The organism is Blautia sp. CGZ-1-C1, assembly GCF_056504575.1.
Map to the genome: position 1 here is coordinate 14722 of NZ_JBWLUT010000040.1, position 18891 is coordinate 33612.

An 18891-nucleotide genomic window follows, 5' to 3' on the forward strand; every position below is an offset into this window, starting at 1 on the left:
ACAGTACAATTATGGCAATTGCAACAACTTAATTACGTCTAAGTGCCTCAATCGGGCTGAGTTTTGCGGCTTTTTTGGCAGGATAGATTCCAAAGAAAACACCCACCGCACAAGAAAATAGTGTTGCCGCCAGAATCGTCTTCAGGCTGATTCCAGGGGTGATCGTCATTTCCATACTGCTGCTTATAATTGAGCAGATCGCATACCCTCCGATCACGCCCAGTACAATGCCTATCAGACCACCAATTACAGTCAGAATCGCAGCCTCTGCCAGAAACTGCATCATAATAGAAGAAGTCTTCGCTCCCAATGATTTACGGATACCAATTTCCCTGGTACGTTCTGTGACAGAAACCAGCATGATATTCATAACGCCTATTCCTCCAACCAGCAGTGAAATTCCTGCGACAAAGGAGATAAATGCAGTTACCATATCCAGCATCTGATTCATGGAACTCATAATATCCTGGAAACTCTGCACCTGAAAATAATCCTCACCAGCACACTGGTGTCTTTTTTCAAGCAGACTCACTACCTTGTCTGCAACTTTCTGACTGTCCAGACTCTTATCTCCCTGTATCGTCGCAGAATAAAAATAATCCGATACACCGGTAAACTCATTCATTGTCGTATATGGAACATTAACCGTAACCGGCATTCCTTCATATGTATAGCTTACAAAGGTTCCATTCTCCTTCTGCGTCGTCACACCGCAGATACGTAAGCTCTTAGTCAGACCATAGCAGTTAACATCTATGCTCATTCCCACAACATCATCTGTACCAAAGAGCCTTTTCGCATCTGAATCAGAAATTACACAAACGTTTTTCCCTTCCTGGACCTCATTTTCCCCAAAATAGACTCCATGCTTCATCGTTGCATTATTTAACAACTTCGCATCAGGTCCTTCTCCGGTCACCATAAGTGTGAAGTTTCCCTTACCGGTAGTCGTTTCTCCGTCAAAAGAATCAGAAACATTTACACCTTCCACTTCGTCCAGCTCTCTGATCGCCTCCACATCATCAGCAGTAATCCACTCTTCCGCTGTCTGGGCGTCACTGCTGACACTGATGGCAATCTGTCCTCCACCGATGTCATCAATCTCACTGTTCATCTGATTCTTAGTTCCCTCACCAATAGACACGATTGCGATTACGGATGCAATACCAATGATAATACCAAGCATAGTCAGAAAAGAACGGCCTTTATTTGCCATAATATTATGGACTGCCATTTTGATATATTCATACAGATTACTCATCGGCATCCTCTCCCGTCTGTTCAGAAACTGCCTGTACTTCCATTCCTTCTGTATAATCTCCCAGATCAGAAATTACCTCTTCGCCTTCCTTGATTCCATCTATAACTTCCACATAGTCCTCTGAGCTGATTCCTGTTGTGATATCTCTTTTCGTCACCAGACCATCCTCTATCACATAACAGAAAGATCCATCTTTTCCGATATTCACCACTTCCACCGGAAGAGTTACAACGTTCTTTGCAGATGCTGCATGAATCTTGACCTTTGCATCTACTCCCAGAAAAATATCATCATCCGGATCATTGATGCTTACCGTCGCAGAAATAACAGGTGTGCCTTTCTCATTCTGCACTGCAATATGACTCATCTTAGTCACCGTACCCTGATAAGTATTATCACCAAGTGTGATTTCTGCAGACTGTCCCTCTTTTACCGTATCATAATCATATTTGGAAAGAGTCACATCCACACTCGCTTTATCTGTATTCTGAATGGTAAAAAGCTCCATTCCCTGGGTAACTGCTGCCCCTTGTTTGATATCTGCCTTGGAAACGATTCCGTTAAATTCCGCTGTGATTCCTTTCTTTCCTTCCTCCACCAGCTCTTTAGCTGATTTTGCATCCAATTCAGAAAGGTTATCGGTTACTTTTAACTTCTCTTTTTCCTCTTTTGTCAGACTCGTGGAATCTGCTTCTGCGATTGCTTTCTCAGAAGCCAGATCCGACTGAAGCTCGGCGAGTTCATCGCTGGCTGATTCCAATGCACTCTCCAACGCAGAAGTATCGGCAGTTACTGCGCTGCTGTCACTTCCACTATAGGCATAATCTCCCGACGCTGTATCTTCCTCTGATGTATCATCTTCTGTACCATCTGTAAACTCTTCTAAAGATCCGGAACTATTTTGAGTAAAATCAGCCAGGTCCGGCATCTGAGGTGTCTGCTGTTTATAATCCTCATATACCTGTTTTGCCTGCTGCATTGCAATCTGTGCCTGAGTTCTGGAAGTTTCTGCGGCATTCAGGGCCTGTATATTTTCATCAGAAGGATCTGCCTGCCATGTGGCAAATGCCATCTGATATGCAGTGTCTGCCTGATTATAGGTACTCTGTGCCTGGTTATACTGCGAATTCAGCTCGGAAAGTTTCTGCTGGTATTGTGGCAGGGTTTCTGTCTTATATGTATTAAGCGCCGCCTGATATTTGCGCTGAATTTCCTGCTGTTTCTTCGCCTCGGCCTGGGCTTTTGCCTGCGCTTCCTGCTGCTGTGCCTGGGCCTGGGCTGCTGCCTGTGCAGACGCCTGAGCTGCTGCTTCCCGCTGAGCCGCAGCTGTTGCCGCCGAAATCTGAGACTTCAAAGACGCCACATAAGCTTTCTTATCCTTTATCTTCTTCTCAAGTTCCTGAACATTCTTTTTCGCATCTTTCTGCTTCTTCTCTGCTTTATCAGATTTATTCCGGGTGTCTTTCGTATCATATTTCGTTGATTTTAAATTCAGTTCAGCCTTCTGATTATCTTTCTCCAGATCCTCTGTGTTAAATTCAATCAGCTTTGTTCCTTTTTTTATCACATCTCCCTGGGAAAAAGAAACTGTTTTTAACTCTGCGTTTACCGGAGAATAATATGTCTTTTCCTCTTCACTTCCTACTGTTCCTGTAGCATCTACGATTTCTTCAACGTCTCCCATCTCAGCCGTTACTACCGGCACCTGCGGAATCTGCGTTTCCTTTGAATTTCTCTGTCCTGCTACCGTAACACCGCCTGCAACAACTAAAACAGCAGCTGCACCTATGATAATTTTCTTTTTACTCTTCTTTTTTTTCATAATTTTACCTGATTCCTCCTCGCATCTATAGCAATTTCAGAAAATAATGCAGTTAATGCAATCATTCTGTTATTTATCTCACTCCAATAATATAGCTTTCCGTATGCAGCTTAATACATCTGCTATTTACAAAACATCATTCAGGCATCCAGCTGGTTTTTCACGTATTCTTCTTTTCCATAATTCTCATTAACGAAATCTGACTCGATCTTGCCATCTATAATCCTGACCACACGTCTCGCCTGTGCAGCAATCCCGTTATCATGAGTAATCAGTATGACTGTTTTCCCCTGCTCATGCATATTTTTCAAAATCTGCAAAATCTCCTTACTGGACGCAGAATCCAGATTTCCAGTTGGCTCATCCGCCAGAATTACCGGTGGCTGCGCTGCTATCGCCCTGGCAATGGCAACCCTCTGCTGCTGTCCGCCTGACATTTCATTTGGTTTGTGATCCATTCGTTTCTCAAGCCCGACCATGGTCAGGGATTCCACGGCGAGTTTATGTCTGGTTTTTCTGTCCACACCCCTATATACCAGGGGAAGTTCTACATTCTCTATGGCAGTCAGATTGGAAATCAGATTAAATCCCTGAAAAATAAATCCAATCTCTCGATTTCTCACTTCTGAAAGTTCATTGTCTTCCATCGTAGATACATCTGTACCATTCAGAAAATATTCACCGGAAGTAGGAACATCCAGACACCCAAGCATATTCATAAATGTAGATTTTCCAGATCCCGACTGTCCGATGATCGCAACAAATTCACCTTTATCGATTTCCAGATTAATATGATCCAGTGCCCGCACTTCATTCTCACCGGGATTATATATCTTACACAAATCTTTTACTCTGATCAGCGCTTCTCCCATTTTTTCCTCCATTTATCCCGCAATTCCAATATACAATATATTATCCGCCATAATTCATTCATCCCGACGGATCTTATTATATCCCGAAAAAATTACAAAGTAATTTCCTATAACAATTCCAGAAAATAATGCAAGTAAGACACTCCAGCAGGGTTTCACTCTCTGATGGGCTGGATTAATTACAGTATTTTCTGAAATTGCTATAAAGAAAAGGACAGATCCTTAATTTTCCAAAAAGTTCTGTCCTTTTCTGTGGAATCAGCAAGTCTCTGTTAACTATAAACGAAACAAAAACTGCATTTTCTTCATATTTTTATGCATCCAGTAAAAATGCCTTATACGCTTTCTTCGCTTCATAAACATCTGCTTTGCTCGTTACTTCCCAAGGCGCATGCATGCTCAGTACCGCAACACCGCTGTCGATTACTTCCATTCCATATAAAGCTGCGATATATGCGATTGTTCCGCCACCACCTACATCTACTTTACCAAGCTCAGCAGTCTGGAATGCGATTTCATGAGTATCAAAAATGTTTCTTACTCTTGCCACATATTCTGCATTTGCATCATTTGATCCGGATTTACCTCTTGCTCCGGTAAATTTATTCAGTACGATACCTCTTCCCAGATAAGCGGCATTCTTTTTCTCAAATGCTTCTCCATAAGAAGGATCATAACCCGCGCTTACATCGGAGGAAAGCATGCTGGAATTCCTCATCGCTCTTCTTAGTTTCAGCTCACTGTAGCAGCCCATTGCATCCAGAAGTTCTGCCACTGCATTCTCAAAGAAACGGGACTGCATTCCTGTTGCACCTACGCTTCCGATTTCTTCTTTGTCTACGAGCAGACAGCATGAGGTGCGTTTCGGTGCTTCCATTTCAAGCATTGCAAGCAGAGAAGTATACGCGCAGACTCTGTCGTCCTGGCCGTAAGCCGCGATCATACTTCTGTCAAGGCCACACTCTCTTGCCTTACCTGCCGGTACGATTTCAAGTTCAGCAGAAAGGAAATCCTCTTCTTCTATGGCATATTTCTCTTTGAGGATATTCAGTACATTCTGTTTCACTGCCTCTTTCTTCTTATCATCCGGAAGATCCTTTAATGGTCTGCTTCCGATCAGAATATCAAGATTCTCTCCCTCAATTACTTCGGCAGCTTTTTTCTGCATCTGCTTTCCTGCCAGATGGATCAGAAGGTCTGTAATATATACGATTGGATCTTCTTCATCTTCACCAATATTTACCTCTGCTACACTTCCGTCTTTCTTTACTACTACTCCATGGATTGCAAGTGGAAGTGTTACCCACTGGTATTTCTTAACACCTCCATAGTAATGAGTATCCAGATATGCGAGGTCTGTATCTTCATAGAGAGGATTCTGTTTTACATCAAGACGCGGAGAATCGATATGTGCACCCAGAATGTTCATTCCCTCTTCAATATCATCCTGACCGATATGGAAAAGCGCAACGATTTTCTTCATTCCTACTGTATAAATTTTATCTCCGGCTTTCAGTTTCTCACCCTTTGCAGTCTTTTCTTCCAGAGATTCATAACCTGCTTCGCGGGCTTCTTTCACGATCTGTGTCACGCATTCGCGTTCTGTCTTACCTACATTAAGAAAGTTTCGATATGCTTTCGCAGTCTTTTCTAATTCTTTTTCTTCTGCTTCTGTATAAGAAAGCCATGCATTTCTACGTTCCATTTATGATTCCGCCTTTCTATCTGACGTTGCCGCCGTTTATTTTTTCGGCAACTATCTGACTCTAGTATTGCTTTTTCTATTATAAAACATCCTTCTTAATTTTTCCATACAATGATGTTAAGCTCAAAAAGTTTTTTATTCCTAACTTCCTGTGTCTGGACAATCTTCTTAGCTTCTATTATAGTTATATTTAGATTCTACATAGCTGTTCACTTCGTTTCTCAATAATGTATCCCTAATTCCAGATCGCTTGCAGCAACAATGGAATTGAGGCTTGTATATCTTGGAATTTTGGCATATACATGTCAAAACACTCTGCTGAATAACAGCGTGTAAAAAATAACAATCTATCAATTAATTCAGGAGGTTTCCACATGAATAATTCAGAAGAGCTGCGTCAGCAGCTTCATTCCATAAACAGAAAAAGTTATCCAGCCTACAAAGCTCTGAAAGGTGTCTATCATTTCGGAAATTATCTTCTTTCCATCGACCATGTACAGGGTGATCCTTTTGCATCCCCTTCTCACGTAAGCGTCCAGATTTCCCACACAGATGCCCGCTTTCCGAAAGAATATTGTAAAAATTTTCTCTCCAGAACAACTCTTTGTGACTACCTCACCCGCCAGTTTGAAAAACAGGTCAGCCACTTTAGTTTCCGTGCAAAAGGCTCCGGTAAAAGCGGTCTTATCACAGTAAGCCACTGCGATCAGGAAATTCTTTCCCGAACAGCGTGTGAAATCAATGAAAAAGGCATAACCGTCCGTTTCTTTGTAGGCTTTCCTGCCAATGGACGTACCATTAACGCCACAGAACTGGAAAAAATTCTTTTTGATTTCCTGCCTGTATGTGTTCGCAAGTCTTTCTTCTATTGCAGTCTTGATGCACAGAACCTGTTAAATTATATGCAGCTTGCCGAAGATCAGGAATTCATCCGTCATGAATTGTCCTGCCGAAATCTCTGCGCATTTGTAGCTGATGGTGCTATTCTTCCCAGAGAAAGCGGCATTTCTTCCCGCCCTATGAAGGATTCCATCCCTTTCAATTCTCCTGAAAGTCTGCGTATTTCCATGGAGCTTCCACACCAAGGAACAATCACAGGAATGGGAATTCCAAAGGGAATCACTTTGATCGTAGGCGGTGGTTATCATGGCAAATCTACTCTTCTGAATGCGCTTGAACTTGGCGTATATAATCATATCCCAGGAGATGGACGCGAATATGTAATCACAGATAACACAGCTGTTAAGCTTCGTTCTGAGGAAGGCCGTTTTATCAAAGATGTCGATATTTCTCTCTTCATCAATGACCTTCCAAATAAAAAAGATACCCATTGTTTTTCCACACTGGACGCCAGCGGAAGTACTTCCCAGGCGGCCGGAATCGTAGAAAGTATGGAAGCAAAAAGCCAGCTTTTCCTTCTTGATGAAGATACTTCTGCCACTAATTTTATGGTACGGGACGCCTTTATGCAGCAAGTCATTCAACGGGATAAAGAGCCAATCACTCCTTTCCTTGAGCGTGCACGTGACCTTTATGAAAAAGCAGGTATTTCTACCATACTGGTAGCTGGAAGTTCCGGAGCATTCTTTCATATTGCAGACACAGTCATTCAGATGGACAATTATATACCCAAGGACATTACCGCTTCTGTCAAATCATTATGCGGCCAATATCCTCTGGCGAATGTTCCGGTTCCGGAATTTCGCATTCCAGAAAGTCACCGTATAATGACGAAAGCAGTGCAATCTTCTGGTTCTTCACAGCGTAACAGACACCAGCACAATAATGACAGACCTGAACGTTTAAAAACCAAAGTCTCCAAAACAGACGGATTCTCTCTTGGCCGGCAGGAAATCGATCTTCGCTATATCGAGCAGCTGATCGATACAGAACAAACTGCCGCTTTAAGTCTCCTTCTGAAATATGCGGTAGAACACCTGATTGATGGAAAAAGAACACTTCCTGAAATCGTAGAATTCCTGCAAAAAAATCTGACTCAAAACGGTTTGGCTTTCTTCGCAGACAATCATAAAATTTCCTGTGGCTATGCCGTCCCACGTTCTCAGGAAATCTACGCCTGCTTCAACCGTTACAGACGTTCATAAGAACTCAGCACAGGGTTCTTATAAAATAAAATCACCGCCCCTCCGGCGATCTTGTCGGTTGAGCGGTGATCTACTGTTCATTTTACACTTTTTAGGGAAAGGAAAGATTTTTTCTTAAGGTCTGTCATCTCCTTAAGATGTAAATATCATAACGTATAAATGTGAGAGAAATTTGTCTAATTTCTAATAAAATTATAAAATTTATAAATAAGTTATAACTTTTTGCAAGTTTATGTCAAAATCCTTTGTCTTAGAGTGTGTTTGAAAAAGGCTTTCTGCAAAATATACCGCAAAGTTTCCATGCATCCGTAAGAAGCTGCCAGTGGCAGGTCCTGTAGGTGACCTTCGCTCACAAAAAACACCTCGCGGGATATTACCAGTGAACAGTAACTAAACAGACACAATAAATTCAAAAAGAATCAGTTGCATCTGTGTTTTTATAAGTTATAATAATAAATATACGTGCATTCCGCTGTATGACAAAAGGATAAAGAAAGAGGAAAATAGATGTTTAGAAAAATAGATAAAACCAGCACATTCAATGATGTTCTCAAACAAATCATCGAGAAAATCCAGACCGGAGAACTGAAACCGGGAGATGCTCTTCCGGCGGAACGTATTCTGGCTGAAGAATTCGGGATTTCCAGACCTGCTTTACGTGAAGTTCTGAAAGCACTTTCCCTGCTGGGGATTACCGTCAGCGTACATGGCGGCGCTAATTATATTGCAGCAGATCTCCGCAACTGTCTTACTGAGCCATTATCTATCCTGTTTCAGATGTATAACAGTAAAATTCAGGATGCCCTGCAGCTTCGAGGTGCACTGGAAAGTAAAGCTGCATTTCTCGCAGCCCAAAACTGTACACCATTAGATGCAGCTGAACTCCAGCTTATTATTGCCAAACTGGACAGCACCCAGGATGAAAAAGTCCGCGGTGATCTGGATCGTGATCTGCATATGAAAATTGCACAGATTTCTGCAAATCCATTAATCCTGAGCGTGTTGAATGCTTCTGCCCAGCTTACAGAAAACATGATTACCGGAATACGTTCTTATTTTATGAAAAAGAACAACGATGCACCTGAAATTGATTCTCAGCACACACGACTTGTTCATGCAATAACTGACAAAGATGCACCTCTTGCAGAAAAAATTATGAATGAGCATATGCATACGATTGAGCGGCTTTTAAATGAGATTCCATTTAATACTCTTGCAACTGCTGATAAGGATAAATCTCCTGCGACTGTCTAAAGTAACAAAAACGCAATCACGATTTATTGAATAGCTGTAACTATTCAGCAGTCTGCTATCAGCAGGGAACTGAACAGTTACGAATAACTAACGTTTTTCCTCAGACAAATGCCCGCGGATCTCTCCACGGGCATCTGTCTGCAAATCTATAAGCTTTTGTCTTTCTTGTCATTGGTCACGGAACGAACCTTATCTCTTTATTGTCTCTGCTTCTTCTGAAAAAATTTCACACATCAATTTTGCTCCTGTTTTAAATCCTGCCTCAAAACTGTTTTCCAATTCCTGTGGAAATATTTCCAGATGTTTATCCATCAGTACGTCCAGTTCCTCTGCCAGTTCTCCTGTCAGCCTGGAGCGTAGTTTCTGGTATGACTGATAGGCATCCTCTCTTTTCTTTTTACACAGATCATCGCCCTGTGTTCTCAGCCTCTCAATGTCTGTCCTGTCATTTTCTTCCATGTACAGATTGTACAATTTCTGAATTATACTTTTCATTATTCTTCTAACTCTCTAAAAATTAATCCCAGCTAATCATCAGTGTACTAACAAGTTGATTCTTGAAATAATCTTTCCGGATAAATTTTTATTTCAAGACGTAGTGGTAGCTATAACAACCAATGGTAATGCGGAAATAAGAAATTTAAACGTAAAATTATTCCGGAAATCTACTGCTACACTAATTATAATATTCCCCTCTTTTGTAGCATATAAACCTATGGCAATGCTTTTTCTTTTGCATCGTGTTACATATATGTATTATAGTTTTGTGATATATCAATGTCAATGCCTTGTAATTATACTTTATATTATAGGAGGTATAATCATGACAAAAGATTTTATTGTCCGGCCAAAATATACTGATAAAAAAGAGGATAAATCTATTACTATGACCATCCGACTTGAACGTGAACTTCAGGAAGAATATGATAAATTATCTGCAAAAAGCGGACGTTCGAGAAATGAACTGATGTGCATGGCACTCCGCTATGCTCTGGAAAATCTGAAATTCGTAGAATAACTTTCGAGTAATCGGATATCCGGAATTGAATCCAGGGACTTACCTGATCTATCGAAATAACTATATCATCCACTTGTCTGCGAATCTGATTGCACAGATAAAAAAGCCTCAGTCAGCCTGAAATATCTGAATAAATGAAGGATTATTCAGATATTGCATAGAATAATGTTATAATTGACGAACTGGCACTTACAGTTATACAATTATTAAAACTTAAGAAACAAATTATCTGATATTAACTTTTAGTAATTTTATGGTAATCCGTTTCCATGTGTCTCTGTCAATTTCAGGTATGACAAATACCTGACACCAGGTAAATTTTAATTACCCGCCTTATTTCTATGCAAGGAGGTTGTTTTTATGCATTCATTATCAAAATCCAGTCAGGGAAGCACTTATACGATCAAATGGATGTTCGGACTGCCAGAAGTTATGAAAGCTATGAACGATATGGACATTCATGAAGGCAGTACGATCCGCGTCCTTCAGAAATTCCACGACTCTCTGATCATTTCTTCCGCTAATCGAAAAATCGTTCTGGGAAACGAAGTTGCAGACAGAATACAAGTATAAAAAAATGAAGCAGATGTTTTGTCTGCTTCATTTTTTTATACTTGTTTATGGGATATCGCTGAATTACATCTTCAAAACAACCCCTTTTGCTTACATGGTTTTATATTTCCCTTTTCGAGTCTTTTACCTTCGCATTGACAATATAAATTCCGGCACAAACCAGGATCAGAGCCACCAGACTTCCGATATTGAATGCCTGCTTTACCTCTCCAAGTATCAATGCGGACAATATCACACTGCACAACGGATTGACAAATCCAAAAATAGCAACTTTCGAGACATCGTTCCATGCAAGCAGAACCGACCAGAGTGTATAAGCCACCGCAGAAACCATTGCCAGATAAAAGATGATAGCCACACCTCCCACTGTAACATTTCCCAAATGACCTCCCATTCCGATACCAATCAATGTCAGGACAATCCCTCCCATCGTAAACTGGGTTCCGCTCAATACCACCGGAGAGACTTTTCTGGAAAAAAGATTGATCAGTACCGTAGAGATTCCATAGGAAAGCTGTGCAATCAGAATGAATCCTTCTCCTATCAGCTTAAATCCCATATCAAGAGAATTTCCCATAAGATTAATTACTACAACTCCTGCAAATCCCAGTACACAGCCTGCAATTTTTCTCCCCGTCATACGTTCTTTTCGAAAAACCAGACAGGACAATAAAATTGCGATAAAATTTCCAAGCCCGGTAATGATAGCACCTTTAACTCCGGACGTATGCGCAACGCCTATATAAAAGAAAAAATACTGTCCTACTGTCTGAGCCAGACATACCGGCACAGCATATTTCAGGATTTCCCTGTCCGGGATCATAATCTTTTTCTCACGAACAGATGCAAAAATCAGAACCAGAATTCCTGCCAATGTAAATCTAATTCCGGCAAATACGATCTGACTGGCAGTGTCTGCGGAATCTACATTCATCAAGCTATATCCCGTCTTGATCACCGGAATTGCACTTCCCCATAAAATGCAGCATACACAGGCAAGAAGTGCTACGATTCCTGTTCTTGTTAACGTGTTTTGTTTTTGTGACATTACTTCGTTTCTCTCTTTCTGTTTATCTCTTATTATCTTTATTCTAACACAGATTCTCAGATAATTGTTGCCCTTTTATCGAAGCATGGAATTCACTTGATTCAAGTGTGTTCAAAACCTATAAGAAAAAAATAAGAGAAACGTTGATTTTACAACGTTTCTCTCACTTAAAATCATGCCGCAGACCGGAATCGAACCGGAATTCAGGTCTGCAAACCTAGAAAAACAGGAGGGTTCAGCACACCTTCTTTTGAGTGTAATCAAAAGTGTAAGCAAATCAGCACTTTGTTTTTTCAAGAAACTGAGCCGGTTCCCATACCTGCATTTCTGCTGATGAATAATCCTTTACATTTCGAGTAATTATTCCATCCATCTCATTTAGTGCTGCTACTGAATACTGTACAGAATCCTCAAAATCGTTCCATTCCAATTCCAGTGCTTTTTGGATTTCTTCCTCCGAAACACCTGCCACGGACACAATCAAAAGCAGTTTTTTCAGAAGCTCTCTTACTGCTGCCTTATCTCTTAAATTCTTATATGCAATGTAGTAAATATCTGTAATTGCTGAAGCTGAAACAAATTCCTGAATATCATCTCTTGCCGATAACTTTAAAACTTCTATCGCTGTTTCGTAAAATGGAGATCGTTTCAACAACACATCCAATATTACATTTGTATCAATCAAGATTCTCATACTTTCCCAGCCTTTCAGCGCGATAATCCTCCAGTGTCATACCCGTGTCCCGAATAACTCCTACTAATGAATCCACTAAAGATTCTATATTGCCACTCTTCTTTAAATTCTCAGAAACTTTCTGTTCCTCAGCAGGTAATACAATGACTTCCACTCGCCTGTTACGCATAGTCTCTGGCAATGGAATCACAGACATCAATTTTTTTGCATCTACAATTTTACGAACAACTTCCATTATATATTACCCCTTTCATTACATATTATATTTCTTTCCTATTACTACTTACAGTATAGCATTCTCACAAAAAATATTCTATAAAATTTGTATAAAGAAAACTATGCGGTGCGTATATATCATATTATCTCTCTATTTATTTAGACTATATTAAGCTAATCTTGAACTAAATAATATTTCTAATATTTTTTACTCTTTCATCTTTCATAATTAATAAAAAGGAGCATGGTTTCTACCCACACTCCTCTGAAAATCCATTTATAAAGAGTTTTCTGCTGGTTGTCAGCCTCGGCATCCAGTTAAGATACCCATAACGACGTGGAAATCATTAAGTCCCCCACGTGGACTACAGCTTTATCCAAGCTGCCAGGCTCGATGTCCAGATAAAACATCTAATGAAATGGAAAGTTACCCTGCTCCATCTGCAACCCAACTTTTAACGATGCTCTTACATCGAGAACATTTCTATTCCTGCTTATAAGTATATTCAATTCAGCGAAAAAAGCAACTCTTTTATACCTCTTTGTGACAATACTCACATTTTATCCACGACCAAATAATCATAAGCAATATTCCGGATATCTTAATTTAATCGCTTCCAAAAAATATTTAGCATATTCGCAGCAGAAAATCTGTCCTACTGTGTATTCTCTACATTCTGCCAACTTAGAATCCACATCCTCCATATCATTTACACTCGGTGTTCCTTCACAATATAGACAAAATGCTAATCTTACAATTCTAATACTCCCGCTCGTCTGCCAGTCTTCACAAAGACATTCTGTTTTAATGCATCCTGTTGCAAAATCATAAATACTGTCTATATTCCTTCGCGTAGTCTCGCTAATTCCCAGACAATATATCAGGGCATGATGATACACCTCCTCATATCTGCATCTTACAATATTATCCAAGAAAAATTTTTCATGTTCGTCATCCACAAATTGTACTTCTTTTAACATTTTGCCTTTCATTCCTATACCCTTCCTTTCCATATAACATTACACAGCATCTTTTTTCTCCACTTCCATATAGATTCTTCCATAATCACTTGCCCCTCCTCTATTGGCATAGAAATCTGACAGGGACAAAATTCTAACATCATTAATATGACTAATGTTTTCAATTATGATCTTTATCTCTTCTCTTTCCCCCATTAATCTGATTTTAATCATTTCCACATTTCTCAACTTTCTTTTTAAAAAGCTGCATCATCAAAGATACAGCTTTCTTTCAATCTACAATACATTTTCTACAGATACATTTGCTCTAACTGCTTTTTTTCAGAATTATATTTATATACATATTTGCTCAAGAGCCCCTCTGTCATCATACTTCTGGTACACTTTAATCGCCATAACAAATCCCTTGGTTGAATACCGTCTACCGAATGTATCATTGCACCATTACATGCAGCTACTTCATCAAGGCGTTGATTTAATGTTTATAAAAGAGCCACATATCAACACCGAATATTATAAACGCATGCAAAATCGAAAATATGAGATAGCTCATACTGGTAAAAAATCTATAGATAATCTAATCCAATCTGTATTAGATGCCATCACCGTATTTCAAGACGAAGAAACTCTCGAAAAAATACGCATCGCATTTCAACAATCCGAAAAGGAAGTTACAGATCTGCACCAACGTATTTCAGAAGGAATTAAGATTGTCCAACGTGATAATCCGTTTCTTCCCCCTGCCAAGCAAAAACAGATTGGTCAGGTCAAAGGTAGCCGATTGACCACAAAAAAATCCAAAGCGATGAAACCACTTATCAAAAAAATGTCTAAAGCCTTTGACGGAAATATGTGTGACCGAGAAATTATAGATATCCTCGCAATTTCGCGAAACACATTTTATAAATATAAAAATGAATTATTTTCCGAACTCTCATAACACCAAAAAAGAGACTGCATTTAAAAATTAATGAAGCCGTCTCTTTCTACATTATGTAAATATACAGTCGCCTACCAAAAAGTGAATTCGAATTCACTTTTTTGGCTTATATTTTATTTTCCGGGGGCTAATCCACGGGACCATCATATTTTTTCGCGTAATGCAAAAATCTTAAAACTCTCCTGGTGTCTGGAAGAAAAATACACCAGGAGATAAAACGAAAGGATTGACACCTCGAAGTGAGTACAAGAGCGCATTACTCTAAGTGAGTTTCTCTCGATGCACTCCCATGTGTCATAATTATTATATCCTGTTATATACATTCCCAGTTCTGACACGGAAAAATCAATGCCTAACGTTCCGGTTCCCATTCCGCAAAATTTTCCGCCCGATCTGAAACATCATAACTAATCTGTTCCGTTATGTCTGCATTCCTCTGTCGTTCCTGCTCCTGATGATAATCATTATAATCATCTAACAATCCAACCATATTAAGATATCTATTAACCTCTAACAATTTTTCTCTCAAATACAAATGTTCATCCTGGTATATATCACGACTTTCTGCTAATTTCTGATTTTTCTCTGCCAGCCTCTCTATCTGCTGCTGGTATTTTGCCAATTCTCTACGGTATGTATCAGCAATCTGATGGTCAGACAACAACAACTTGTACTCATCTTCCGGAACACTATAATTACCACTCACAATAGAACGACGATGAGGTACCTCTTCTCTACTCGTACCCTTGATTATAGTAGTTGCCTGTATAAGTTGATTATGTTGATTTTGCAGTTCTCTGTAAGAATCCTGTAGACTCCCATACTCCTGTTTCAACTTTTCATAAACATCTATCGCTCTTCTGGCATTACTAAGCTGCTGCCGGAGCATGGTATATTCCTGTCTATCTGCAGATAATGCATTTTGGACATCATCAAGGGCCTGTTTTCCTGTCTTAAGGTCATTCGCATTTTGGTCTAATTCTATATGCTGACGCGAAATTTCCTGCGTAAGCTTGTATATCTCCGTATCCAGGTGATGTCTCTTCTCACCATCCGGATGATAGATATCAATGCCATGATCCCGGGCAATACGTTCCAGTTCTTGTCGTTCGCGCTTCTCCCATAAAATTTGAGCAGTCTGTCTGCCTTCTTTGAAGAATCCCTGTTCGCCCAACGCCCGTACCAGTCCGTTTTGGATACACATCCCTCTGGTATATCCATGTGCCACTGGGATATAGTCCATATGCAGGTGGACTGTAGACTCATCCCGATGCAGATATGCCCCACACAGAAAAAGATTAGGATTACGCTGCTGCCAATTATTATAATATTCTCGGAGACAGGCAATCTCATTGTCTGCCGACAAGCCGGTGTCATTCTTATCTCCAATCTGGATAATCAGCTCATAGGCGGTATGTTTCTTAGCTGATTTCCTAATCTGATTGTAATAATCTCTAATCTTCCTCTCTGGTCTTGACTGACGACGATTGTAATCATCGACTGCAGTCTGGAAAATCTGCTTATAGGCTTCTCGGACAGGAATATCTATCCATGTCTCATTATGATGAACAAGATCCTGCTGTATATATGGCATCTGACCGGTTGTTCTGGGATTACGCCGGTTATGCTCTCGATTTGCTGCGCTGCCATTATGCACACTCACAGTCTTAGGCATATAGTCACTCTCTCCTTCCCTGCTTCCTCCCGACCGTATCCTCTCTCCAGAGTTCGGTCTCCCAATTCAATGTTTTCTCTGTCAAAAGTAGTAACCCAATACGACTAATGGCAAGCCATTAGTCGCTCAAATCCGGCAGTTACAATCCAAAAAGTCCACTACTTTTCACGCTTAACAATATGCCAAGAATTTACCCAAAAGAAAAAAGCCCTGAAACTGTAAAAGTTCCAAGACCTTTTTCATATATTTTACTCTATTAATGTGTGTTCTTTTCCTAATATATTATTCAACCTTATAATATCCATACTGCTTTGCAAGCTTAACCTTTCCATCTTTCGTTTTCGTTAAGCCGAACACTTTAATTTCATCACCTGGATGCCACCGCTCATCCTTCTTGATTTTTACTTTAATATCATCATTATTTTGATCTGTAAAAATCAAGTAGGATTTTGATACTTTATTTACCTTACCTTCTAACAAGTTTACTTTTTCCTGACTTACAACAGTCCATGGATCGTCTGGTTGTTCTTTGTTATATTTGTATACAGTTGGCATACTTCCACTGAAAAGAAGAATTGTATATGGATTATCAACGTCTTCTTTTATTGACTGATTATCCACATAAATATTTCCCGGATCTACTCCCTCCATCTCATCTGGAGCATCAGCAATATCAGCAGTTCCATCACTGGCTGTACGATCAGGTTCAACATAATCATCTACTTCGTAAAATTCATGATTTTCTTTGTCGTAACCATAATAAGTAGTTTCCTGAGTTTCAAAGTCATAGTGAATAACATATCCATCATTCGGATCATCCTGAGCATAGCATGCAGATGAAATCATCAAGGCACTTATAGTCAACCCTACAACTGCTGTAATTTTTTTATGTTGTCTCAACATAAAATCACCTCTTTCTAAATTTGGCAGTTTGTTAAAATATTCCTTTCGCTGCAAAAAAACTGATAGTACTACTTTTATACTTGTTTCTGTTTGGTTATAGAATATCATTATTCTACAATGATGTCAATAAAATTATTCTACATTCATGTAATATATTTATTGACATTTCATGTACATTTATATACTATACTATAAATGGGTAAATCGAAATTTAGCTATAAGAAGGTGATTGTTATAAAACTTAATCGTTTTGAAGTTGTGTCAGGAAAATATATCGAAGAAATTTCAGGTCAATCTCGTATCGGATATTCAATGAGTGATACAACAGACTTTTATGATATGATTGAATGGTCAAAAAAAGGTGGGTATCAAGGTTCAATTATTTCTTTTTATGATTACAATAATGGTAAAATTTATGAACCATTTCAAAAACAGAGGAATGTATTATATGGCCCACCTGTTTATTTAAAGAATTTTTTTTGGTTTTTACAAGGAGATTATAATAGTGGGAAAATTACTCTCTTCAGATATCTTCCAGATAAAATTCCAGAGTTGATTATACAATTTAATATAGCGGATGTAGACCTTTATAATCTGCGTATTATCGGAGAGGATATTTACATTACAAGTGAAGATGATGAGTTTGTCAGCTACTATCCAGAAAGTTTTAGATTTCCCACAACTCTTAATGAGAGTGTACGTATGATAGTAGACGGAAAAGTGTATCTCTCTGCCTGGGTAGAAGAAGGCTGGGACGATGATAACAATTGTGCAACCGAAGAATATAAATATTATGAAAAAATGATTGTAAGAGATTTTAAGGGAAATGTTTTATCAGAAACGATTGGTTCCTTACAGCAACACCCAGATGGAACATGGTGGATATCATAGAAATATAATGAAAATAAAATATTAATTGATTGGAGGAATCTTATGAGTGATACATACTATGGTTTATCGAAAATGGAATATAATCTAATGAAATATTTTTGGAACACCAATGCTCCTGTTTCTTTTTCTGAAGTGGAAAAATATTGTAATACGGAATTACATTATGGTTGGGCTCAACCAACTTTACACACTTATTTAACTCGTCTTGTGAAAAAAGGGATTCTTCATTCGGAAGGAAAGGGCTATAAGTGTAAACGTTCCTATTATCCTGAACTTACGGAACAGGAATTAGCACATAAATATGCTACAGATTTTGTAGATAATACTTTCAATGGTTCTATTTCAGATCTGCTGGTTTCATTAACGTACAACACAAAATTGTCAGAGTCAGGTATTGAAGAACTGAAAAATATTATTAACAATAATACTTGCGATTAATACTCTGCCAAGAATGAGGTGTGGATTATGAAGAGCCTGATTTTATTATTAATTGCCATGTCTGCCGCCGGAACCTTTCCTTTTATTATTTATATAGCATTATCTACCATTTTTGATAATTATATTTCAGCCAGGTTTCGATATAGATGTTTAAAATATTGTCTGCTTCTTTGTTTAGTTCCTTTTCCACTGTTGAAGTATTTTATTTATCATCGGTATTTTAGTACTCCAAAGCCTTTAAATGGAAATGTTGTAATTTCTTTAACCGGAAAAATCGTTCAGACATCTACTGGATTTTATTTAAATTCCGTGGGATCTTTACAGAAAATATTTATAGGATTATGGATTTGTTCCTTAAGTATAATAATTTTTTATAAGGCAATCAATTTTTCCAGATTTCACCGAAAAATTTCACAAAATGTGTTGTCAGATCCTGAAATCATAAAAATCGTAGAAATGTTATCACAGGAAATGCAGTTACAGCACAAAGTTACA

Annotated in this window: 20 protein-coding genes; 8 read left to right on the plus strand and 12 right to left on the minus strand. The window is 38.9% G+C overall.

Translation table 11 applies throughout. The annotated features are described in order from the left end of the window. Positions 1-28: 28 nt before the first annotated feature. The 4 genes from AC058W_RS02265 to AC058W_RS02280 all read right to left on the minus strand — a co-directional run bounded on the left by AC058W_RS02265 (position 29) and on the right by AC058W_RS02280 (position 5660). Positions 29-1261, minus strand: coding sequence for an ABC transporter permease (locus tag AC058W_RS02265; RefSeq protein WP_118137685.1), 1233 nt, complete (start codon positions 1259-1261; stop codon positions 29-31). Next, positions 1254-3083 (minus strand): efflux RND transporter periplasmic adaptor subunit, encoded by a 1830-nt coding sequence (locus AC058W_RS02270; protein WP_178760853.1) that lies wholly within the window; start codon positions 3081-3083, stop codon positions 1254-1256. Before AC058W_RS02270 ends, AC058W_RS02265 begins: the two co-directional genes overlap by 8 nt. A 140-nt stretch (positions 3084-3223) precedes the next feature. Further along, complete coding sequence (locus AC058W_RS02275; protein ID WP_055199655.1) at positions 3224-3955, minus strand: ABC transporter ATP-binding protein; 732 nt, start codon at positions 3953-3955, stop codon at positions 3224-3226. 313 nt (positions 3956-4268) lie between these two features. Continuing rightward, positions 4269-5660, minus strand: coding sequence for an aminopeptidase (locus AC058W_RS02280; RefSeq protein ID WP_118137681.1), 1392 nt, complete (start codon positions 5658-5660; stop codon positions 4269-4271). 374 nt (positions 5661-6034) lie between these two features. Here AC058W_RS02280 and AC058W_RS02285 point away from each other — a divergent pair, with 374 nt between their 5' ends. Continuing rightward, positions 6035-7765 carry an ABC-ATPase domain-containing protein gene (locus tag AC058W_RS02285; protein ID WP_118591256.1) on the plus strand — a complete coding sequence of 577 codons (1731 nt, stop codon included), beginning with the start codon at positions 6035-6037 and terminating at the stop codon, positions 7763-7765. Between the two features lie 507 nt (positions 7766-8272). Next, positions 8273-9019, plus strand: coding sequence for a FadR/GntR family transcriptional regulator (locus AC058W_RS02290; RefSeq protein WP_117676716.1), 747 nt, complete (start codon positions 8273-8275; stop codon positions 9017-9019). A 189-nt stretch (positions 9020-9208) separates the two neighbouring features. On the opposite strand, the gene AC058W_RS02295 is transcribed toward AC058W_RS02290, so the two are convergent. Continuing rightward, a complete protein-coding gene (locus AC058W_RS02295) occupies positions 9209-9514 on the minus strand; it encodes a DUF6809 family protein (protein WP_117845266.1) in 306 nt (101 codons plus the stop codon). Between the two features lie 328 nt (positions 9515-9842). Here AC058W_RS02295 and AC058W_RS02300 point away from each other — a divergent pair, with 328 nt between their 5' ends. Both AC058W_RS02300 and AC058W_RS02305 read left to right on the plus strand, forming a co-directional pair. After that, positions 9843-10037 (plus strand): ribbon-helix-helix domain-containing protein, encoded by a 195-nt coding sequence (locus AC058W_RS02300; RefSeq protein ID WP_055199643.1) that lies wholly within the window; start codon positions 9843-9845, stop codon positions 10035-10037. A 360-nt stretch (positions 10038-10397) separates the two neighbouring features. Further along, on the plus strand, positions 10398-10610 hold the full coding sequence (locus AC058W_RS02305) for a FeoA family protein (protein ID WP_055199642.1): 213 nt from the start codon (positions 10398-10400) through the stop codon (positions 10608-10610). Between the two features lie 100 nt (positions 10611-10710). Here AC058W_RS02305 and AC058W_RS02310 read toward each other — a convergent pair whose 3' ends face one another. The 5 genes from AC058W_RS02310 to AC058W_RS02330 all read right to left on the minus strand — a co-directional run bounded on the left by AC058W_RS02310 (position 10711) and on the right by AC058W_RS02330 (position 13762). Beyond that, positions 10711-11658, minus strand: a complete 948-nt coding sequence (locus AC058W_RS02310) for a DMT family transporter (protein ID WP_119243040.1) — start codon at positions 11656-11658, stop codon at positions 10711-10713. A 277-nt stretch (positions 11659-11935) separates the two neighbouring features. After that, positions 11936-12352, minus strand: a complete 417-nt coding sequence (locus tag AC058W_RS02315) for a PIN domain-containing protein (protein ID WP_025581012.1) — start codon at positions 12350-12352, stop codon at positions 11936-11938. Further along, positions 12336-12587, minus strand: coding sequence for a hypothetical protein (locus AC058W_RS02320; protein WP_025581010.1), 252 nt, complete (start codon positions 12585-12587; stop codon positions 12336-12338). The genes AC058W_RS02315 and AC058W_RS02320 overlap by 17 nt, the downstream gene beginning before the upstream one ends. A 560-nt stretch (positions 12588-13147) precedes the next feature. Then, positions 13148-13561: a DUF6075 family protein gene (locus AC058W_RS02325; protein ID WP_243009631.1), complete on the minus strand. Its 414-nt coding sequence runs from the start codon at positions 13559-13561 to the stop codon at positions 13148-13150. Between the two features lie 27 nt (positions 13562-13588). Further along, positions 13589-13762, minus strand: coding sequence for a hypothetical protein (locus tag AC058W_RS02330; protein ID WP_172730358.1), 174 nt, complete (start codon positions 13760-13762; stop codon positions 13589-13591). Positions 13763-14027: 265 nt separating this feature from the next. Between AC058W_RS02330 and AC058W_RS02335 the strand changes: the two genes are divergently transcribed. Continuing rightward, positions 14028-14489, plus strand: a complete 462-nt coding sequence (locus tag AC058W_RS02335; protein WP_117676711.1) for a hypothetical protein — start codon at positions 14028-14030, stop codon at positions 14487-14489. A 352-nt stretch (positions 14490-14841) separates the two neighbouring features. Here the strand turns inward: AC058W_RS02335 and AC058W_RS02340 are convergent, their stop codons facing one another. Further along, positions 14842-16164, minus strand: coding sequence for a plasmid recombination protein (locus AC058W_RS02340; protein WP_479389655.1), 1323 nt, complete (start codon positions 16162-16164; stop codon positions 14842-14844). A 282-nt stretch (positions 16165-16446) separates the two neighbouring features. After that, positions 16447-17067 carry a hypothetical protein gene (locus AC058W_RS02345; RefSeq protein WP_479389656.1) on the minus strand — a complete coding sequence of 207 codons (621 nt, stop codon included), beginning with the start codon at positions 17065-17067 and terminating at the stop codon, positions 16447-16449. Between the two features lie 225 nt (positions 17068-17292). On the opposite strand from AC058W_RS02345, the gene AC058W_RS02350 reads away from it, so the two are divergent. From AC058W_RS02350 to AC058W_RS02360, 3 genes are all read left to right on the plus strand, one after another. Continuing rightward, positions 17293-17958: a hypothetical protein gene (locus AC058W_RS02350; protein WP_242986821.1), complete on the plus strand. Its 666-nt coding sequence runs from the start codon at positions 17293-17295 to the stop codon at positions 17956-17958. 42 nt (positions 17959-18000) lie between these two features. Continuing rightward, positions 18001-18396, plus strand: a complete 396-nt coding sequence (locus AC058W_RS02355; protein ID WP_479389657.1) for a BlaI/MecI/CopY family transcriptional regulator — start codon at positions 18001-18003, stop codon at positions 18394-18396. A gap of 27 nt (positions 18397-18423) precedes the next feature. Beyond that, the coding region (locus AC058W_RS02360) for a hypothetical protein (protein ID WP_479389658.1) at positions 18424-18891 on the plus strand (468 nt) is incomplete at its 3' end.